At 39.1% G+C, this 20,185-nt stretch carries 25 protein-coding genes; 17 read left to right on the top strand and 8 right to left on the bottom strand.

The annotated features are described in order from the left end of the window. Window positions 1–4: 4 nt before the first annotated feature. From ACZ5YP_RS01685 to ACZ5YP_RS01675, 3 genes are read right to left on the bottom strand one after another with little or no spacing between them, the layout of a single operon-like run. Window positions 5–697, bottom strand: a complete 693-nt coding sequence (locus tag ACZ5YP_RS01685; protein ID WP_464835528.1) for a hypothetical protein — start codon at window positions 695–697, stop codon at window positions 5–7. Beyond that, a complete protein-coding gene (locus tag ACZ5YP_RS01680) occupies window positions 694–888 on the bottom strand; it encodes a hypothetical protein (protein WP_464835527.1) in 195 nt (64 codons plus the stop codon). The genes ACZ5YP_RS01685 and ACZ5YP_RS01680 overlap by 4 nt, the downstream gene beginning before the upstream one ends. A gap of 10 nt (window positions 889–898) precedes the next feature. Continuing rightward, window positions 899–2,509, bottom strand: coding sequence for an SLC5/6 family protein (locus ACZ5YP_RS01675; RefSeq protein WP_464835526.1), 1,611 nt, complete (start codon window positions 2,507–2,509; stop codon window positions 899–901). A gap of 166 nt (window positions 2,510–2,675) precedes the next feature. Between ACZ5YP_RS01675 and ACZ5YP_RS01670 the strand changes: the two genes are divergently transcribed. The 10 genes from ACZ5YP_RS01670 to ACZ5YP_RS01625 all read left to right on the top strand — a co-directional run bounded on the left by ACZ5YP_RS01670 (window position 2,676) and on the right by ACZ5YP_RS01625 (window position 10,370). Beyond that, complete coding sequence (locus ACZ5YP_RS01670) at window positions 2,676–4,046, top strand: ATP-binding cassette domain-containing protein (protein WP_464835525.1); 1,371 nt, start codon at window positions 2,676–2,678, stop codon at window positions 4,044–4,046. 1 nt (window position 4,047) lies between these two features. Continuing rightward, entirely contained in the window at window positions 4,048–4,743 is a 696-nt protein-coding gene (locus ACZ5YP_RS01665; protein WP_464835524.1) for an energy-coupling factor transporter transmembrane component T family protein, read from the top strand. 68 nt (window positions 4,744–4,811) lie between these two features. Then, window positions 4,812–5,333: an ECF transporter S component gene (locus ACZ5YP_RS01660; RefSeq protein WP_464835523.1), complete on the top strand. Its 522-nt coding sequence runs from the start codon at window positions 4,812–4,814 to the stop codon at window positions 5,331–5,333. Between the two features lie 94 nt (window positions 5,334–5,427). Beyond that, complete coding sequence (locus ACZ5YP_RS01655) at window positions 5,428–5,634, top strand: hypothetical protein (RefSeq protein ID WP_464835522.1); 207 nt, start codon at window positions 5,428–5,430, stop codon at window positions 5,632–5,634. Then, window positions 5,609–5,914, top strand: coding sequence for a hypothetical protein (locus ACZ5YP_RS01650; protein ID WP_464835521.1), 306 nt, complete (start codon window positions 5,609–5,611; stop codon window positions 5,912–5,914). Before ACZ5YP_RS01655 ends, ACZ5YP_RS01650 begins: the two co-directional genes overlap by 26 nt. Window positions 5,915–5,980: 66 nt before the next feature. Next, a complete protein-coding gene (locus tag ACZ5YP_RS01645) occupies window positions 5,981–7,201 on the top strand; it encodes a hypothetical protein (RefSeq protein WP_464835520.1) in 1,221 nt (406 codons plus the stop codon). Next, window positions 7,202–7,447 carry a hypothetical protein gene (locus ACZ5YP_RS01640; protein WP_464835519.1) on the top strand — a complete coding sequence of 82 codons (246 nt, stop codon included), beginning with the start codon at window positions 7,202–7,204 and terminating at the stop codon, window positions 7,445–7,447. Between the two features lie 9 nt (window positions 7,448–7,456). Continuing rightward, window positions 7,457–7,804, top strand: coding sequence for a tripartite tricarboxylate transporter permease (locus ACZ5YP_RS01635; protein WP_464835518.1), 348 nt, complete (start codon window positions 7,457–7,459; stop codon window positions 7,802–7,804). 226 nt (window positions 7,805–8,030) lie between these two features. Then, the gene (locus ACZ5YP_RS01630; protein ID WP_464835517.1) at window positions 8,031–9,023 is read left to right on the top strand and encodes a tripartite tricarboxylate transporter permease; all 993 of its coding nucleotides are present in this window, start codon (window positions 8,031–8,033) and stop codon (window positions 9,021–9,023) included. A gap of 3 nt (window positions 9,024–9,026) precedes the next feature. Continuing rightward, window positions 9,027–10,370, top strand: coding sequence for a metal-dependent hydrolase (locus ACZ5YP_RS01625; RefSeq protein ID WP_464835516.1), 1,344 nt, complete (start codon window positions 9,027–9,029; stop codon window positions 10,368–10,370). A 27-nt stretch (window positions 10,371–10,397) separates the two neighbouring features. On the opposite strand, the gene ACZ5YP_RS01620 is transcribed toward ACZ5YP_RS01625, so the two are convergent. After that, the gene (locus tag ACZ5YP_RS01620) at window positions 10,398–10,835 is read right to left on the bottom strand and encodes an OsmC family protein (protein ID WP_464835515.1); all 438 of its coding nucleotides are present in this window, start codon (window positions 10,833–10,835) and stop codon (window positions 10,398–10,400) included. Window positions 10,836–10,974: 139 nt separating this feature from the next. On the opposite strand from ACZ5YP_RS01620, the gene ACZ5YP_RS01615 reads away from it, so the two are divergent. Genes ACZ5YP_RS01615 through ACZ5YP_RS01605 form a run of 3 tightly spaced genes read left to right on the top strand, consistent with a single transcriptional unit; the run spans window position 10,975 to window position 13,554 of the window. Continuing rightward, entirely contained in the window at window positions 10,975–11,964 is a 990-nt protein-coding gene (locus ACZ5YP_RS01615) for an ABC transporter ATP-binding protein (RefSeq protein WP_464835514.1), read from the top strand. After that, window positions 11,961–12,761: an ABC transporter permease gene (locus ACZ5YP_RS01610; RefSeq protein ID WP_464835513.1), complete on the top strand. Its 801-nt coding sequence runs from the start codon at window positions 11,961–11,963 to the stop codon at window positions 12,759–12,761. The genes ACZ5YP_RS01615 and ACZ5YP_RS01610 overlap by 4 nt, the downstream gene beginning before the upstream one ends. After that, on the top strand, window positions 12,745–13,554 hold the full coding sequence (locus tag ACZ5YP_RS01605) for an ABC transporter permease (RefSeq protein WP_464835512.1): 810 nt from the start codon (window positions 12,745–12,747) through the stop codon (window positions 13,552–13,554). Before ACZ5YP_RS01610 ends, ACZ5YP_RS01605 begins: the two co-directional genes overlap by 17 nt. Before the next feature lie 69 nt (window positions 13,555–13,623). On the opposite strand, the gene ACZ5YP_RS01600 is transcribed toward ACZ5YP_RS01605, so the two are convergent. The 3 genes from ACZ5YP_RS01600 to ACZ5YP_RS01590 form a co-directional block, all read right to left on the bottom strand. After that, complete coding sequence (locus ACZ5YP_RS01600) at window positions 13,624–15,711, bottom strand: glycoside hydrolase family 13 protein (protein WP_464835511.1); 2,088 nt, start codon at window positions 15,709–15,711, stop codon at window positions 13,624–13,626. An 89-nt stretch (window positions 15,712–15,800) separates the two neighbouring features. Next, complete coding sequence (gene udg / locus ACZ5YP_RS01595) at window positions 15,801–16,448, bottom strand: type-4 uracil-DNA glycosylase (RefSeq protein ID WP_464835510.1); 648 nt, start codon at window positions 16,446–16,448, stop codon at window positions 15,801–15,803. Window positions 16,449–16,478: 30 nt separating this feature from the next. After that, window positions 16,479–17,162: a dolichol kinase gene (locus tag ACZ5YP_RS01590; protein ID WP_464835933.1), complete on the bottom strand. Its 684-nt coding sequence runs from the start codon at window positions 17,160–17,162 to the stop codon at window positions 16,479–16,481. Window positions 17,163–17,250: 88 nt separating this feature from the next. Between ACZ5YP_RS01590 and ACZ5YP_RS01585 the strand changes: the two genes are divergently transcribed. From ACZ5YP_RS01585 to ACZ5YP_RS01570, 4 genes are read left to right on the top strand one after another with little or no spacing between them, the layout of a single operon-like run. Further along, window positions 17,251–18,120, top strand: a complete 870-nt coding sequence (locus ACZ5YP_RS01585; protein ID WP_464835509.1) for an NAD(P)-dependent oxidoreductase — start codon at window positions 17,251–17,253, stop codon at window positions 18,118–18,120. 18 nt (window positions 18,121–18,138) lie between these two features. Beyond that, entirely contained in the window at window positions 18,139–18,870 is a 732-nt protein-coding gene (locus ACZ5YP_RS01580; protein ID WP_464835508.1) for a GtrA family protein, read from the top strand. A 9-nt stretch (window positions 18,871–18,879) separates the two neighbouring features. Then, complete coding sequence (locus ACZ5YP_RS01575) at window positions 18,880–19,110, top strand: DUF5622 domain-containing protein (protein ID WP_464835507.1); 231 nt, start codon at window positions 18,880–18,882, stop codon at window positions 19,108–19,110. Window positions 19,111–19,122: 12 nt separating this feature from the next. Continuing rightward, window positions 19,123–19,428 (top strand): hypothetical protein, encoded by a 306-nt coding sequence (locus ACZ5YP_RS01570; RefSeq protein WP_464835506.1) that lies wholly within the window; start codon window positions 19,123–19,125, stop codon window positions 19,426–19,428. On the opposite strand, the gene ACZ5YP_RS01565 is transcribed toward ACZ5YP_RS01570, so the two are convergent. Further along, the gene (locus ACZ5YP_RS01565; protein WP_464835505.1) at window positions 19,421–20,179 is read right to left on the bottom strand and encodes an RAD55 family ATPase; all 759 of its coding nucleotides are present in this window, start codon (window positions 20,177–20,179) and stop codon (window positions 19,421–19,423) included. The genes ACZ5YP_RS01570 and ACZ5YP_RS01565 overlap by 8 nt on opposite strands. Window positions 20,180–20,185: the final 6 nt, after the last annotated feature.

Here is a 20,185-nt window from a genome sequence, read left to right as displayed (position 1 = left end):
ATCTCTATTCAAATGCAATTCTATACTTGAATAGCTTTACCAGTGCATAAATATTTAAAACTAGTGAAATACTCGATATAGCGAGTAGTAGTCCTACAATTAGTAATGCTATTGAACTACTAACTTCTAGCTCGGAGGCAATGCTAGCTAATTCCTCTTGTGAAAATATAGATTGTGTAAAATACATTACAGCATTGATCAAGTAGGGTAAGAGGAGGACTAAACTAGTAGCCAATGTTACAAATCCAATAAGCTTCATTCTCACAAAGTAGAAATAAGTCCACATTAATCCAAGAAATATCAATCCAATAGCGAGCACGGGTAGACCAAACAATGCAGCAGTAGGTAGACCGAGAGCCACTGATGCATAAGCCGCCCTTCTAGCTCTTACAAGTTCTCTTATTCTACCAGTTGAAATCATATTTAACAATAGTGAATACCTATAGACCCTCCTCGCCTCTTTAACACACGCCTCGTTGTCTCCCGGTTTAACCATTGAAACACATTTTTTCAACTCCGATATAGAGTCTAAGAGGAAACCATAGATCTTTTTGTAATCAGGGTCTTCACGATCACCTAGAGATACTTCTTTTAGTAGAGTAAGGGCTTTACTAGATAGACTATGAGCTCTAGAAAAACCACGAGAATTGAGTAAAAAAACTATTTTTTCAAGGGATTCTACTGGATTTATACTCAAGGCTTCTTAGCAACCTCGCTTGGTTTTTTACTCCATTTGTATATTGCATAGAATAGTATTGCTAATACTACTAGCCATCCAATAATAGCGAATAGTGTGGCAGATCCCGGCTCGGCCAGTAGTGGTGTTGAAGTGGTAATAGTTTGATTATCTACAACAGTAGTAAATGTATAGTATCCTATGGTCTCCATTCTCCCACCTCTACGGATTCACCTTTGAAAACTTTTCTTCTATTACCTTGGTTGTTACTATGAAGCCAACTATGAATAATACTAGAGTGAATACTGATGAGAGAGTTGCTAGTGTTGGGCCAAGCCACTCTAGTGGTGGTTTCGTTTTGAATATTATCTCTCCTATTCTAGTACTCATTGGCAACCAAACAATCATTGCTAGTAGGTAGATTGGTGCTATAATTGATAACACTACATTCCATACAAATTTAGGAACTTTTATTAATCCACCACGGTTTACTTCTTCGTATCCCTCCTTCCACAGGAATGAACCGGCAAATATTGTCTCTAATAATGCAAGTACGACTAGTAGGAATGATCCCGCCCAGAAGTCAGTGAAGTCAAGGTATGTTGTACTTGGACCCCAGTTGTATGCGCTGGTTATAGCTCCTTCAATAGTTATTGGTAGACCAAATAGGAACATTAAGAATATAGATATAGCTGTTCCAGTAGTGCGTTTAAGTCCTAGGTCTTGGAACCATTCAACCATGGCATTGGTTATTGCAATAGCTGAAGTCACTCCTGCAAACCAGAATAGTAGATACCATAGTGTTCCCAGGAATGCTCCTAAAACTCCTAGTTGACCATAAAATGCTGGATAGACAGCCATTGATAGGAAGAATGGCGATTTACCCTTTATGTAGACCATTCCAATTGGTAGTTCGCCGCCGAATGCATATCCAATTCCAAATGCTAGTGTTCCACCACATATTACCTCAGCGAACTCGTTTAGTGAAGCTGTTGTTAGAGCTGATAGTGCAATGTCATCTTCTCTTCTAACATAACTAGCATATGTTGGAATAATACCAGCTATTCCAAGACTCAAAGAGAAGAATATTTGTCCAGCTCCTTCTAGCCATGTTGCGGGGTCGGCTAGCTTCTCGAATCTAGGTGTCCACAGCCAGTAGAATCCTTTTAGTGAATCCCATTCTGGTTTTACAGGTGTTCTCCATGTAAATGTCATTACTAGTAGTCCTATTGCAAAGAGGAATAGTAGTGGCATCATTATCTTCACCGCTCTCTCTAATCCCTTGCTTACACCTGGTGCTACTATTATACCAATCATTATTAGCGAGAAGGCCCATGGAAGAATATTGTATAGTGGGTCTCCAATTATTTTTAGTAGGTAGCCTACTGAGATGTCAACGCTTGTTACTTCCACTATCTTGCCAGAAATACTCATTCCAGCCCAGAATGCTGTCCAACCAATTAGATTGGTGTAGTATGCATTTAAGAGAACAGCTATACTTAGTGTAAGACCCCCGAATATTCCAGCGATTATTTTCGCTGTTGAATGGCCGAACCGCTTCTTTGTAATGAGGTACATCATTGGACCAAGCCAGTGTGCTCTGTACTGGCCGCCGTATCTTCCAATTGCCCATTCAAGCCACATAATTGGGAATCCAAGTAAGAATAGTGCTATAAAGTATGGTATTAGATATGCTCCTCCACCATATACTGCTACTTTGCCAGGGAATCTCAGGAAGTTTCCTAGTCCAATGGCGTTGCCGGCCATTGCTAGGATCAATCCCATTTTAGTGGCCCAGGTTTCACGTGGTCCAAGGGTTTCTTGGCTTGTCATTTGGTCACCCCACTTTTTTCCTAATATGGGGGTGTGGTTAATATATTTACTATTTACATTGATCAGACCCGTGACCCTCTTCACCAATCCGACTAGGACGCTTTCATCACACAGTCTAATTATTATATATCAAAAATTATTTTTAGTGTTTAAGGGCGCGGGGCAGATGGGTGTATATGTCAATATATTGAGAGCTGGTTACCAGGAAAACCATATTGTACTCAGAGAATCCATGTTTAAAGCTGGTGAGGGAGAAGTAGTATTAATTAGTGGTCCATCTGGATCTGGTAAATCAACACTAATTCTAGCAATAACAGGCATTCTCAAACACGTTCTAGGTGGATTTGTAGAGGGAGTTGTAGATTTAAATGGTTTAAATCCTTTGGAGCCCACGGGCTTTGAAGAAATACCGAGAGAGGTAAGTGTACTGCTACAAGACCCTGAAAGACAATTAGTTTTCCCCACTCCACTCGACGAAGTCGTTGTTTCACTTGAAAGTCTTGGAAGTCCTCGAAGTACAGCTTTCGAGAAAGCACGTGGCATATTGAGCCAGATAGGGCTTGGAGGCAAGGAGAATAGACATGTAGAGGAATTGTCGAGTGGTGAGAGGAGAAGGCTTACACTAGCTCTACTGGAAATAGGGGATCCACGCGTTATTATCCTGGATGAACCATCAGCTAATCTAGACCCGCGTGGAGTGTCACTAATTAGAGAACGGGTTAGAGATTGGAAGAAGCAGGGTAAAACAGTTATAATAGTAGAACACAAAATCCAGTATTTTACGGATTTAGCTGACACGATGTATACTCTTAGATCAAGAAAACTCGTTGAAGACGCTGTTAGAGACGATTTATATGTTAATCTACCAGAATGTAGAAACAACCCGGCTGGCGCGAGTGAACTAGTATTAGAGCTGAGGGGGGATATAGGATATAGAGACTACACTGTTCTCAGAGATGTCGACTTCAAAGTATATAGAGGTGAAATAGTAGCTATTATTGGACCAAATGGTTCTGGTAAAACAACACTACTAAAGACAATAGCTGGTTTAACACCAATACTCAACGGTGAAATAACAACTAGTGTAAAAAAATTGTTTTATGCTCCTCAAAACCCAGACTTGGTATTTGTTTCTTGGAGTGTGAAACGAGAAGTTAAAAATATTGTGAAAAAGACTGGTTTAACAGTCGAGGAGTTGGTTAACATGTTTCCATGGCTTTCAAACGCTCTTGATCAAAGCCCTTTTCTACTGAGTCACGGTCAGAGGAGACTACTAGAATTACTCATAGCACTAGCTCATGGAGGAGACCTGCTTTTACTCGACGAGCCAACAACTGGTTTAGACCCTAGTTTATACCATAGTGTTCTACGGGAATTAAAAAACACGAGGAATAAGGGTAGGAGTATAGTTGTTGCTACACACGATCCCCGCCTTGTCCTAGAAGTAGATAGAGTATACAAGGTTGAAAATGGTTTTCTACGAGAAGTAGATAAGTGTAGAGTTGTAGAAGAAATGATCAGGGAGACCGGTGTATAGAATGACCAAGCCGAGAATACTAACAATACTTATTTATGCATTTACTACTTCTACACTTGCATTTATTTATAGAGATCTATACGACCTCCTAGTACTCCTCGCACCAACAATTATACTTGTATTCATATATGCTAGAAGGGGTTTACACTGGATTATTATTGGTGTATTAATTGGATTACTCGGATTATTTATTAATGCAATAGCTTTCTCTAATACTGGTGAAACAGTATTTAGATTGTTCACTATAGAAGTTAAAACAGGTGCAGTACACGCCTTCCTCGTTGTTTCAATAAGGTTATTTATAATTGCATTTGCAGGTGCATTGCTCGCTTTAACGTATTCACCAATAGAAATCTATAGGAGTTTAATATATGAGTTGAAAACACCAGTAATTATTGCTTTTCCAGTAGCGTATGCATTGAGAATACTACCAGTTGTCAAGCGAGATTACAGTGAAATAGTATTCCAGAGGAAGCAGCGGGGTTTAAAAACAAATCTATTAAATCCACTAGACTTGGCAAGCGTAGTAACACTCCTCATGGTTGTAAACTATGAGAGAGCTAAGTGGAGTGGAATAAGCGCGGAGTTAAGGGGCTTGCGAAGGATTAAACCGGAATTTCAATATAAACCCCGTATAGTCGACTATATTCTACTAACGCTCCTAGTCCTATTAGTCGTTTACACTATTGCTTTTTAAAACACTCATTCTGTATTCTGTGTAAAATATAAAAGATTAATCTTGTTATTGATAAATTGGTGATATATGTGAGTGCTCGTTACACTATGGTCGATATATTAGTGCTGGGAGTAATAACAGCTGTTTTTGGAGTTGTTTTCTACGCTATGTGGAGTGTTTACTATGCTGTAAAAGCAGTTGGTGGACCAATAATTGCGAGATTAGTAACTTATGGAGTATGGTTTATGCCAGCACCACTAGCTGCATCAATAATAAGAAAGAAGGGTAGTGCTTTTCTAGGCGAGTTTCTACCAGCATTTCTCGAAGCAATACTTCCAACTGTTGGTGGAGTTACAAACATCTATTATGGGCTGGGACAGGGATTATTTAGCGAACTAGTATACCTAGCGAGGAGATATAGAAAATATGGATTAATTGAAGCAGGCCTAGCCAGTGCACTACCAGCAATACCAGCCGTAACACTAGACGCCATTTTATTTGGAGATATCTACCCAGTCAATGAAATGCTATTGATTATTATTGCTATAGCAATTAGCGGATTTATCTATGGAGTAATAGCCTACTACATATCAAAAACTATCAGAAAATAGTTTTTCCTTTCCTACAATAACCAATCTCTCCTTGAGTTAAATAGAAGAAAAAAATATAAATCAAAGAAACAATTATGGACTAAACACCGGTATGGTGGTCTTTACGAGTGAAACTGGCGGGTCTAGTGGGTATAAAGATATAGAAAAATACTTGTATTATCCTGAAATAGAAGAACGAAAAGTATACAATGTTGAATTCCTCAAGATTATTGCAGTAGGACTAGTAATAGTGAGTATTATAGCAGTACTTGGAGTAGCGAGAATTACACCAGTAAATGAATTATGCTACATTCTACATTGAGGGATTAATTACAGATCCACCTAGAGTAGACTGGGTTGGAGGCAAGCTGAGAATAACACTATACATAAATGATGGCTCTACAGACTACAATATGGCTGTATATGCATACGACCCGCTAGCTAGTGAAATGATAAGTAAAAACCTTGTTCCAATGATCGGAGATAGAGTTAGACTACTCCTTCAACTAAGAGTTAGAGAAGACTACTTCTACGCTTATCTACAAGACACGCGTGGAATACAAATAATTGAAACACCAGATACCAGGGGAAAAATACGTTGAGTCGCTAGAAGGCCTTCCACAATATGTGTATGTATGTGTAAAAGGCAGTATTAAAACCCGCGAAATGTGTCCTCAAGACTCCTCTTTGATGTAACTACGCAGAAGGGTAGTGTAACCGTTCTACTTCCAAACGCATTGAACTACATATACGCTGGAGTTATAGAGCCGGTAATTGCAAACTTGTCGAGGGGCAGTATACCAGTTGATCTATGTGGAGTAGTATTCTACTATAGGGGTACATCGCCAAAAATCGTTATTAGAAAACCTGAAGACATCAATATAATGACACTTCAACCAGTAGGAGTAGTTAAATTCTCTGAGCTAGCTTCAAATATTGCATTATACGAAGGACAAACAGTTAAAACACAAGCAAGATTTATAGGTGTAATGTGTGAGGCCTTTGACGATCCATGTAGACTTGGATTTGTAGACCCATTGAACGAGTCTATAATACTACCCATAATGATGTCAAAAGACCTAATGGCTACAGTGCTCGATCCATGGACTACAGGCTCGAGAACAATATTGAATTTAACACTTGGCGTAGTAAACAGTACTTATATAATAGCATATGGTGCAACGCCAGTAGAAGTAGTTCCACCAGTTGAAACAACAAGCGTTTCAAGTGTTCTAGGACTAGAGAGGGGTACAATTGTAGTGTTAAAACAAGTAAAGGTCTCGTCTACAAGTGTAACCAGTGGTGGATCATGGAGAGTGTTTGTCGTGGATAATACTGGTAAACAAATACTAGTATTTGTGCCGTCGACTATAGCTAGGCAGATAAGTGATACTCCACCACCTGTGAATACAGTAATCTCTGTTGCCGGGTATAGACACGTATATGCTGGAACAGACGAGATAGTAGTGTATAGTGTTAACGGCTTAAAAACAGAGACTGTGGAGACTACGACGACAACCACGCCTACACCGCCGCCACAACCAGAATTCATATCGATAGATATCAAGGATGTTGGACAATACATTGGTAAAAACGTTTCGATAACGGGATTGTTCTACGCGATATACTATGACAGTGCAAATAGAGTATATAATGTCGAAGTGAGAACTAGTGATGAAAAATACGCTGTAAACGTTACTATGACTAGAGATCAATTAATCAACTTATTAGACCCGGCAATAGTTGGATGGAAGTCTACTGTAACCATTAATGGAACAGTTAAATCAGCAAGTACAATAACATTCATAACTGATAGAGTAGTAGAGAAAAGAGATCCATTAAAGGTAACAGTGGCAGAAGCACTGAAGCAACCTATTGGAAGACCATAAATGATTGTAAATGCCCGTGTCGTCAACTCGTCTATAGCTAGTGGTAATAACTGGAGGGTTTATATAACGGATAACTCAAACGCTACAATTCTAATATTCATACCGGCTTCAACAGTTGCAGATCTAGAACTACAAGAACCACCAAAAGCAGGTACTGTGGTAATAGTTGCTGGTTATAGAGATGTATATAGAACAGACCAGGAAGTAATAGTTGTATCAAAGAATGGATTTGTAATCGTTAAATAGGTGGTTGCAATGGAGGCTTTTATCGACCCAGTAAGCGTTTTAACATGGGGTTTAATGGGTGCGCTAATGGGCCTAGTGTTTTCATGGATGCCTGGTTTACACATATTTAACCTACTAGTACTAGTATTTGCACTAGCACCAGCATTTATAACGGCGAATTCACTCTACGTGCCATACTTCGGCCTTGGTGCTGTAGTTGGTTTTTCGTTTGCTAGTGCTATTTCGTCAACTTATCTAAGTGTATCGGATGAGTCAATGATGTTGATGTTGTTTCCAACACAGAGGTATTTGCTAGCTGGTAAGGGGCAGAAATGTTTATTAGGGTCTGCTAGGGTTTTTTATTGTTGGTTGGGGTGATGGGAGCGTTGCTCCAAGCCCCGCGGGGATAAACGTAGATGGGAGCCCCGTGCCGTTGGGCTCGACCACCACCCATGAACCCACAGTGGTCTCCAAAGCCCTGTGGGCGAGGTGGAAGTCCCTAGAGGCAACCCCCCAAAAAACCCTAAAACAAAAAGAATGACCCTCTAGGGACAAACGGCATAGAGCTATACTACTATACTCTATTGGGGCACTCATTGGAGCATTGTTTCTAGCATTATTTATGACTACTATTGGCGTGTATGCTATGCCAGTAATATACAATCTCTTCAGCCCCTACTACTGGTTTGCACTACTAGCTGTCGTAATATTCATGTTTATGAGTGAATGGCCTAAAGAAGCAGACTTGGGGAGAACGCCAAGAGAGAAATTATGGCTTGCCTGGAGACAAATACTAGGTGGACTTCTAGTCTTCTTTGCATCTGGAATACTAGGATTTGTTGCAACATATTCAGGATTGATTAAACTTGAATCAGCATTTGCTAGGTTGACGCCGCTATTCATTGGATTCTTTGGTGTACCATGGGTTTTGAGAAACATATTGTCAAAAAAGGAAATACCTAGACAAGACACTAGAGACGTTGTTGAAACAGCTCCTTCAGCTATTATCGTTGGTTCGGCATCAGGTATTATTGGTGGTGGAATAGCGGCCTTCTTCCCAATAATAACTGGCGGTATGGGTGCATTGATTGGCGGGCACATGGCGAGTAGTAGAGGAGATGATACATTTATAATTAGTCAGGGTGCTGCTAGACTAGTATACTATACTGGAGCACTATACTTCCTATTCCATCCAACAATGAGGGTTACAAGGGGATCTGTAGCGTGGCTTGTTGGAGGACTATATACACCTAAGACATGGACGGAGTTCTATGCCGGCGCCGCCGTAATAGTATTTGCAGCTGGTCTTTCATTCCTAGTGACACTATACTTGTCTAAAGCTGTTTCAAAACTACTAAGTATTATTAGCTACGAGTATATATCAATAGCTGTACTGGTATTCCTAGTTGGACTAGTACTCTATTTAACGGGTCTTCCAGGCCTATTACTAATGATTGCAGCGACAACAGTCGGATTTACAGCAATGGTGTTTAATACAAGGTTGAGTTACTGCCTTGGATCACTAATACTACCAGTACTAGCTAATACAATGGGCTTTTCAGGATTCTTCTTCTGGCTACTTGGAATAGGGTGGTAGAAGATGAGGGGCTGGACACACTATTTCTCTGGTTTAGCAATGGCAACATTCTTCCCACCACTACTCTCTGACCTAGCAAGAGGAGTAATGTGGCCGGTATTAGCTGGTGTAGCAGGATATCTACCAGACTTCCTAGACTTCAAGTTCAAAAAGTTCCTTTGGAAAATAGATTACGAAGTAGACCCAGCACCGAGAGATCCACTAAAAAAGATCTCACCACGCAGAGTAAAAATAAACGAGTTGCCAGTGGCTGGTAGATGGAGGTTCTACTATCTTGAAGGCTTTATAGAGAGAGTAATCGAGGAAAGCGAAGACTACTTTAAACTAAGAGAAATGTTTGGAGCTAGTATTAGAGAAGTAGCATCTTCTGGCAAGAGGGTAAGGATACCGGGATATCTAGACCAAGATGAACAAGGCAATATATACTGGAATGTAGCTGATGCACCACACCCGCAACTCATAGCTAGTGTGATCGCAGAAGCAATTGATAGAGCATATGAAACGGGTAGAATGGTAACAGTAAAACTGCACAATATAAGAATGCCAGGCGACTTCTACCGTAGATACATGATATACTATAAACCAAGCACTAGGGAAATAATGGTGTTTATGGGTCCACTGGTATCTACTGGTGGTCTGCCATTAGAGGGTACAATGACACCAGAGTATCGAAGAGTAGGAATCGCTAAAACAAAACACCCATTTACCAAAGTATATCCAAGACCAACAATAATAGATGCCTTTTCGGGGCCTGAAATAGGATTTGAAAGAGTGGGAGATACTGTTGAAGAAGTATTTATACCATGGCACAGGGGGTTTAGTCACAGTATAACGGGTGCTATAGTTATAGGTGGATTAATAGGTTTGATATCCCTGCTAGCCGGGTATGCAAACTGGATGTATCTTGCAATAGCATCAATACTTGGATTTTTAATGCATGTAATTGAAGACCAGCTTGGATTAATGGGCTCCGTTCTACTGCCACCACTAACAAAACGTAGAATAAGAGGATTAATGCTTGGTGCAAACAAGCCAGGATTAATGAACTTCGCTACCAATTGGTTGATGATTGCCTTGATGACTTGGAATTTAAACAGGTATATGCCGCTAATAAATCCCACACTACCAAAAATCATAAAGCTATCTACACTAGTTCCAGGTATAACTCCAGACATGGAAGACGCATTATTATTACTACTACTAGCACTACCAACAATAATCGTCTACATATGGGGCATATTTGATAGAAAGAAATACCTAGAGAGAATTAAAGAAGTAGAATTCTTGAAGAAAGAAGAATACAAGGAAGCACTTGAAGAAGCACGAGAAGAAGTTGGTGGATTCTAAAATAAAAAATATAACTCCAATCTTTTTCTACACTAGTTTTGATACAACCGGAGTATGATTTACAAGATTATCTAGTACCGGGCAGCGTTCTTCAACACTCTTCAACCACTTCTCGAGTATTTCTCTTGGAGCACTTGATTTCACTTTGACTTCAACTTCTATTTGTTTAAATCCTGCTCTCTCGCCTCTACCAGTATATAGTTTTTCAGCGTTGAAAACACCTCTCACTGTAATATCTAGTGATTCAATTTCAATATTCAACTCCTTGGCAACTACAAATCCAACAACATTGAAGCATCCGGCTAGCGCGGCCAATACATACTCTATTGGACTGGGCGCTTCTCCCTTTACTTTATCCATATATATTTTGAAAGATCCTGCTTCAATACAATAGAAGGTTTGTGGTTTACCCTCTACACGATATCCTTTAACTTCGAAAACCATATCTTTGTATTGAACAACCATGTCTATACACCCTATTATACATATATATATGGGTCATATATAAATATATGGATTATATAGATGAACATATATGGTAATTCGTTATTTTGAAACATATAACTCCAATTGTATTTTATCATGCTAGTAGAGAGTGTTTTACATGACTCACGCTGTAGAAGTTGAGGGATTGGTTAAAACTTATCGTGTTAGGAGTAGAAGAGGGTTTTTCAAGTATAGTGTAGAGTTGATAGAAGCTGTTAAGGGTATTAGTTTTACAGTGGATTATGGATCTGTTGTATGCTTACTGGGTCCTAATGGTGCTGGTAAGACAACCACGATAAAAATTCTCGCTACACTACTACTACCTGACTCTGGAACAGCGAGAGTTGCTGGCTACGACGTCGTGAAAGAAGCTGGTAAAGTCCGCGAGAATATTGGTTTAATGCTAACGGTGGAGAAGGGTTTTTATGGAAAACTAACTGGTAGAGAAAACCTCGAGTATTTCGCGGCTCTATACGGTATTCCCAGGAGGGAGGCCGAGCGTAGGATAGACTACTTGATAAAACTACTAGAACTAGACAAGCTTGGAGCTGATAGAAAACTATACGAGGAATTCAGTCTTGGAATGAAAGCACGGTTGAGTCTTGCTAGAGCACTATTAAAAGATGCACCTATACTCCTACTAGATGAACCCACACTGGGATTAGACCCGCCGAGTGCGCGTAGAATACGAGAGCTAGTTAGAGATATAGCCCACAAAGAGGGTAAGGCTATCATATACACAACACACAATATGTTTGAAGCTGAATTAGTCTGTGATCGAATATTACTAATCAATAAGGGTGTAATAGTAGCCGAAGGAACAGTAGACGAGTTGAAAGATAAAATCCCTAAACTCAAAGTAATAAATATTACTCTCAAGTCTGGTAGAAACCCAGCCGAGGTAATCGGGGAATACCCATTTAAAAAAGAAGTTGGAGTCGAAGAGAACAATACATTTAGAGTTAAACTATACGTTCAAAAACCAGAAGAAGTACTAGGAGAAGTACTAAAGAAACTCGTAAATAGCGGGGGCGAGGTAGTAGATGTTAAAATTGAGGAACCCACTCTCGAAGACGTATTTATCTACTTTAGCGAGGGATCAGTGTGAGCTTTATTGATATTCTACGAGCTGAATTCAAACTAGAATATAATGATGTATTTAGACGTAAATCAGTACTAGTAATGCTGGTTCTCTACCCATACATATTTACATTGTTTACACTGTTTATTGGTTACGCTGGTGGTTCACCAGAATACTTTACAATGAGGGTTAAAGTAGAACCAGTAGTCTACTTGATCACGGCGAGTTACATGTTAATGTCTATTTTTGCAAGTATAGATGTATTGCTATGGAGACCACTATACGATGAGCGGAATGGAACACTAATATACATTATAGCATCACCAGTAAGTCGCTTGAAATACTACATGGCACTGCCATTTCCTAGATTTACAGAGCTATTACTACTGGGTTCTACTAGTATTTTACCAGTGTACACTTATTACTATGGATTAGACGGGCTTCTACTCGGAATTCTCGTAATGCTTCTTATTTCTATTGGATGTGTAGTTATGATTCCATTTGCAATAGTGATTGTAGGGTTGTCTCATAGAATTGGAGAGTCGTGGAGAGTACTGAATATTGTCAGGCCGTTGATAATGGTTGTAATGGGAATCTATTATCCAAGAGTATACATGCCTCTAGCGGGCTACATTATCGGTGGATTAATCCCCTCATCTCACATTGTTGAGGTTGTTCAAGGATTGCTCATGGGGTTTCATTCAAACTATTTTATGCTACTAGTGCTTGCTTTTACATTGTTTACAATCTATCTACCTCTGGGTTCATGGTCTATTGGATTATGGGAGAAGAAGAAGGTGAGAGAAGGTGTTAAAACTTCCTAGGCGTACAATGGGAGTGTTGAAAGCATATTTTCTCAGCGAGTTTATTAGGTCTCGTGGATTTATATATGGATTAATAAGTATGGGGCTCTGGATCGTCTTGTTTTCAATGCCAATAGCTTTGTTTACTCCTCCAGACGTAGACAAGTCTGTAATGGCTTCGAGAATGTTTGTTGGTCTAATGCTCTTTGTATATTTTAGTGCTGCAACATGGGATTGGGCGGCTGAGCTTAGATGGATGATTATTGAGGGTAGAATCGAGTATTTTATTACGAGTAATGCTGGTTTTCTACCACACTATCTCGCAATATTTCCAGTGACTATTACTTGGTTGTTGATCGCGCTTGGTTTAATGTATTTATTACTATCCATTGTGTGGGCACCGCCAGCCATAGTAGTATATGACTTATTCTCTCTAGTGGTTGGAGTGGTCCTCTACACGATTAGTTTAATGGGTTATGCACTCATACTTGGTAGTTCAATGATATCAACTGGTACTACGGGATTCATAGTGGAAATACTGGGTTTTGTATTGCCAATCGCGACAGGTGGTATTCTACCACTAAGATATTCACCCGAGTTATTGAGAACTATAGCGTTATACACCCCGTTTAGCTATCCAGCAGAGTTAATACGTTATTCACTACTGGGAATCGAGCCGGTTGTACCAGTTGAAAAAGCAGTAGTTACTGGTTTAATTTACGGATTGCTCTTTGTAGCTGTTGGAGTAGTAGTATTTAAAATTCAATTGAAGAAAGCATTGAAAAATGGCTTTCCCACTGCCTCGTTATGGTAGATCAGTTAAGGCCGTGTTCCTCACTCATCGGGCTGATGGCTCTTCATCACCAATTCCATTTTTAGCTTTCTACTTCTTAAATCTTCTAGCTAGATAGATCAAAACTGGAATTGTCACTATTATTAATGTTGCTGATATGACGATGTCGCCTATTCCTCTATTTACTGTTGCAGGAGTAGTTGTGTTTGGAGTAGAAGTATGAGTAGATATAGTGGTGTTTGTTTGCTGGGTTGTAGTTGTTTGATTTACTATTTGTTTTTCGAGTATTACAGCCGTTAATGGTGGTATTGTAACTACTCCTTCATTTACTACTGGTTGTTGTCCTGATGAAGAATATACTAGTCTCCAATTATAGTTTCTTAGCTCGCTTGGTAACGTATAGTTTACTTGTGTTTTTCCATTGTTTGCCAATACTAGGATTTCATCTTGATATCCCCTTGTATAAGCTAATACACCATTACTGGATTCAAATATTCTTATAATACTCGTGTGTAGAGCACTATAGTTGTTTTTAATCTCTCCTAGTTTCTTGTAGTGTTCAAGTACTTCTATATTGACCCATTTATCCCATTGTATAGGGTATCTATGTTCTTCTTTATTCCATTTTGCACCCGGTAATCCAAGCTCGTCTCCCATGTATATAACTGGTAGTCCCGGCTGGGTGAACTGTATTACACTTAGTAGTTTTAATCGATCGATTGCTTCTCGTGGTGGATTAGGGCCTCCTGGAGCTAGGAGTATTCCTCCTCCAAGCATTGTTAAAACCCTGTCTGTGTCGTGTGAGTCTACTAGGTTAAACCCCATTCCAACAGCTGCAACGGAGTACACCGAGTAGTAGTGGGATAAAACGTTGTCAATGTTGTCACTATATCCGCCCTTACTATACTCTATTATAATATTTCCTAGTGCATAGTTCATTAAAGTATCAAATGGACCATTATTAACCCATTCTGGCTTTAACTCCCAGATCTCGCCTACAATGTATGCATCTGGAAATCTCGATTTCACTCTTGTTCTAAATTCTGCAAAGAATTCTCGTGGATTTAAGAGGTCTAGTGGAGTATCTATTCTAACACCATCAAATCCTTGCTCAAGCCAGTATAATACAGCGTTAATCAGGTATTCTTTGACTTCGGGTACAGTTGTATTCAATTGTGGAAGGCTTCCAAAGCCCCACCAGCAACGATAATCATTACCATTACCCGGCGTGAAAGGCCATCTCTTAATTGTAAACCAATTCCAATACCTGCTTTTAGGGCCGTTTACATAGACATCTTGAAACGCGAAGTGCCCTAGGCCCACGTGTCCTGGGACAAAGTCGAATATTACTTTTATACCTCTCTTATGTGCTTCTTCGAGGAATGTTTTTAAATCCTCCATTGTTCCTAGTCTCGGGTGGAGTTTGTAGTGGTCGTATGTATCGTAGCAGTGGGCGCTTCCACATAGGAATATTGGGTTTAAATAAATTACTCTTACACCTAGTTCTTTCAAGTAGTCTAGTTTCATTGTTATTCCACGGAGGTCTCCGCCGAAGTACTGGTGGCAGCAGTGTAGATATTTATCTGGTGGATCACTCCACTTTGATAGAATAGGTTTTGCATTTGTTGTATTATCGTATAGTAGTGCATCATAAATTAGTGCATAGTGGTCGTTGCCAGGGTCTCCATTATAGAATCTATCAGGGAAGATCTGGTATCCAACACCATATTTAAACCATTCTACTTGACTAGGTATATTTAATGCGTTAAATGAAAAGAATGGTTCCACCTGGGACTTGTATATTGTCAACTGGGTATTGTTTTTGAGTGTTATTATAAAGTAGTATTCTCCAGTATTGATAATAGAGTAGTATCCATAGTAGACTACAGTATTAGATAGGTGTAATTGTGGTTTTAACGGTATAGATATCCAGCTCTTCCCCTGGGGATTAGTGTTAAGCATTATAGATAGTGATTCCACTTGACTGGCGAGTGAGCGGTCAATAAAAACCCTCCAAATCAATAAGGTGTCTGCTATTGATAGATAGACGGGGTCGGATGGATTGTGTTGTATGAGAGTATATTTGTCTATATATACTATTTGACTCGATGAATTAAGAGTAATTAGATTGCTGAGTAGTATTATGAGTACTAGTGTAGATAGTACTCTTATATTCACAGTTCCACCCATGTGTAAACCATGTTTAATAGTGTATTAGAGAGACAGGGTTATTAAATAGAAGTGTTTTTGTGTGTTCCATTGGTGTCTTACTTCATATAGTCGAATAGTGTTTTTCTCCGTGGTTTTTGTTTTCCGGTAATTTCCTCGTCTATAACTGGTTTTATAGTGTTTTTAAAGTCTTCTTCGAGCACGCTTCTTAGTGGTGGTTTGTAGAGTGCTGATGCTGGATGATATGTTGGAATAATTTTTACTTCAAAACCCAGTATTTTTGCATTGTATATTCTTCCATGGTTTACACTCATACTAGTCCACTTTAATCCAGCTAGTTGAAAGATTATTCTACCAGCGTGTCTGCCGAGAGCTATTATTACCCGGGGCTTTATGAGTTCTAATTGTCGGAGTAGATATGGGAGGCATGCTGCTATTTCATCTTCCTCCGGGTCTCTATTGTTTGGAGGTCTGCATTTAACTACATTGGTAATATAGAAATCACTGCGCTTATACCCTATAGACTCTATTAGCTCTGTGAGTAGTTTGCCAGCCGCTCCAACAAATGGTCTTCCTTTTTCGTCTTCTTTTTCACCCGGTGCTTCACCAATAAAAACTACGAGTGTTTTTCTATTACCCTCTCCAGGCACGGCTTTTCTTCTATTGAGGTGTAGTCTACACTTTGTACAATTATAGATTTCTTGTTCTAGTCTACTCCATTCCTCATCTATATTCTGACTACTCAACTACTCTCCCCAGATACTCTGGAAAAATGTCTATACACCTAGAAGTATCTTTGAGGAGATAAGTATTAGACTAGATGCTAGTGTTATCAATACATTGTCGTCTATGTATGGGGGAAACTCGTAGTGTTCAACAATACTTGAAACAATAGCTGCTACTACTCCTGGATACCCCGCTAGTATAAATCCTATTGGAATAGTCGTAAAGAGCATACCGAGATTTCCATACCAAGACTTAGTTCTCCTTCCATACAATCCATTTCTAATAATTCCTGTTACAGCATCGCCAAAGGAGATAAATAGCGGGGGTATTACAGCGTAGAAGGGATTGCTAGTTAAAATCCATACAAAGAACAATGAGAGACCCCATGCAATAGCGAAGTTTACCTCGAATGCGTTTTCACTGGTTTGAAACCATCCTAGTAGCTTTCTAGAACGGTGTGGTAGATATAGAATTAACGCTATTGCCAGCGCGAACAGTGTTGGTATAAGCGGCGAGGAAAATATAAATGGTGTGAGTAGTGCAACCACGCCTCCAGCACCCATGTGAATAATCTTTCTATTATAGTATACTGCTACGTTTTCCCGCATTCCCCTGCCCACCATGAATTTAAAGAGTTTTCTTGTAAACCATATGAGGAATACTATGTAGATGAATAATCCAATAGCATATAATACCTCTCTCACCGGGTCGCTTGGTAGAATCAACGTAGCCACCTTCACAATTATCCTTTCTAGTAGTGAAGGAATTTGCCAAGAAATATTTATTTCTTAAATTTATAGAGTAATACAGTAGGCGATTACATTGAAAATAGGCATTATTGGATTAGGAGTAATGGGTTCTAATCTAGCAAGGTGTTTATCGGGAAAGAATGTTGAATTAGGATACTATAATAGAAGTAGAGAAAAAGCAGATAGATTAGCCCGTGAAATAGGTGGATTAGTCTATTCAAACCCCGTGGATTTATTAAGTGAATCTGATTTAACAATACTGTTTCTACCTCGGGACGAAGACGTTCTCGAAGTGGTTGGAGAAATAACTAGAAAAAGCAGTGGTGGTGTTGTAGTTAACGCCTCTACTATTACTCCAAATACAAGTCTTAAAACACAGAGAATACTAGAAGAAAAGGGAGTGAAGTATATTGAAGCACCTGTATATGGAAGCAGTGATGAAGCACGAGAATGCAGACTTATAAGCATTATAGCATCACGTAGAGAGGTATTTGATGAATATAGAGGTGTTTTCGCCCTCTACAGTAGAAAAACATATTATGTTGGTGAACCACCGAAAGCTATTGCTTTAAAACTAGCTTTAAACAATCTAGGTCTTTCAATGCCTGCTTTAATAGCGGAATCACTAATGATCCTGGAGTCGCATGGAGTAGAATTAGAAGTATTCAAAGAGATCTCGCGCGAATTGTGGTTTGGTGGAGTCCTAGATAGATATCTAGACAGAGTAGTCAGTGAGAAACCAGTTAGATTTAAAGCAGAACTAGCTGCTAAAGACTATGCCTATATATCACAATCTCTCCGCGCAAAGGGACTACCATCAATAATATCTAGTGCACTATATGAATTCTACAGTATTGCAAGTAATAATGGATACGCCGAAAAAGACTACCCCTACGCAACAAAATACTTTATAGACATGGCGAAAAAGAAGCAAAGACAGTAGAATACCCCGTGGTACATAATGAATTTAAAATGCATTAATAGAGGAATTAAGAGTGAAATCTGCATTCTCGAAGACTGGCTAGACGTAATACAAGATAAAATAGACAACTACAACTTCAAAGAAGACAGTGTTCTAGCTGTAAAAACACCTTTAATTCATCGAATTGCGTTGAAAATACTTAGATTTAAAACACTTGGTTCAACTAGAAATGGATTTATTATAGGCTATGCCGGGTCGGAAGACACGAGTAAAACAATATTATTGGAATTAACGAGTAGAGACTACTACTCCCTCTACTCTAAGAAACTACCACGTTTAATAGCTCTTCCACTATCAGAACCCGAGAGAACACTAATCTATGTAGGTGTAGGAGCCTCTGGCGTCGTAGTCAATGTATTAGTAGCAGAAATAACGTATCGTGCATTAAAGGAAGCACTTGGCTTAATAGTAAACACTATTGCTTCAGCCACAGGCTTCGAGGTAAGTGTACTATCAAATTTCACATTGAATGAAACAATAACATTTAGAAATACAGGGCTGGAGAAAACCTGGAGAAAAATATTGGAGAGGTTTTTCAAATACCATGTTGCTAGTTTAGCAAGCCTGGCCTGCCAGGTGTCTATGGCTAATATACTACCATTCTTGTTTAAAACACCGTTCTGGCTTGGACAATTCACTGGGGTATTACTAGGTTTTATTGTAAACTTTATTTTGGGATACATATATACGTGGAGTAGGCATAGAATCTAGGTGGTTTCCATGGGCTTGAAGCATGGAAAATACATATATGTTAAGAGAAACGATGGATACTATGTCAAGGTAAGAGTATTAAATATAAGGTTCAAGGGGAAAACAGAAGGCGCAGATATAAACAATCCATCAAAATACATTGCAACAAACTACAAGACAACTAAACCACCATTGACAGCTACAATAATAAGCGAAGAAGTACTACCCGAAGATATTCGAAAAATAATCAATTCAATATAGTGTGAACTAGTCTTGATGAACACGTTTTTCAATATTTTATCTAAAAACCTAGATAGAATTACACGTGAAAACCAGGGATCCTACCTACTAATTCTCGGCGAAGTCAAAGGGAAGAAGATAGCTATATGTACTAAGAAAGGAGAGCACTCCATATACGCGAAAATAACACTTGAAGAACTACTATCATCTCTTGACTGCAGAGAGGTTGAATACAATCCACATGGATTATATGTTTTCGCCGAAACAGAAGAAGAGTTGGCAGAAAAAACAATTAGTAAAATAACTCGAGTAATAGAGGCATCTTTTAAAACTACTTAGTTAATTGTAGTACAACTGGTTTTAAGCCTTCATGGTCTATACCATACAATACATATCCCTGCTTGCTATCCACGCCCTTCATTTTACGAACAGTTATCTGGCGTACAAATATTGGTATTGCCTGTGCGAGCTGTGGGTGGATGTTGCTTGTTTCCAGTATGCCGTCAACAAGGTGTTCTATACTAGCTAAGTATTCTTTAAAACTCTCTGTTGACGTGTGTAGCGTTGCTATTGTAAGAATATTTCTTGATTTTGCAAAAATAGCTCTCAGCGACTTGATAAATAGTATTAGTCGTGTTGGATCCATTTGAATAAAGAGGTCGTTTAGAGAATCAATTACAAGGAGGCCATTCTCACTCAATCCATGTTTTTCAACTACACGTGTAAGTATCGATAGGAATTTATCTGGTTCTTCTACTTGGACTTCCTCTTCGACGCAAAAGTGGGGCTTAGTGGTTTTCAAGATATAGCTAAATCCATCTACCAAGATTAATTGTTTATCACTACATACTTTGTTTGTATCCACACCGAATGATTCTAGTTGCATGAGTACCGTTTGGGGATCGTCGTCTACTGTAACATATACGACTGGCTCACCACTAGATAATGCGTCTTTAACAATGTGTGTAATAATAACAGATTTACCTGAACCTCCCTCACCGGCTAGTATTACAAGGTTGTTTCTTGGTATTCCATGTGGGAGAATGTATTTGAATAAATCTTGTTTTAATACAAAGAACTTTGTAGTCAAGATTCC

This window comes from Sulfophobococcus zilligii (genome assembly GCF_055398255.1).
Note: the sequence above shows the minus strand (reverse complement) of the source record. Positions and strands in the feature narration are given on the sequence as shown.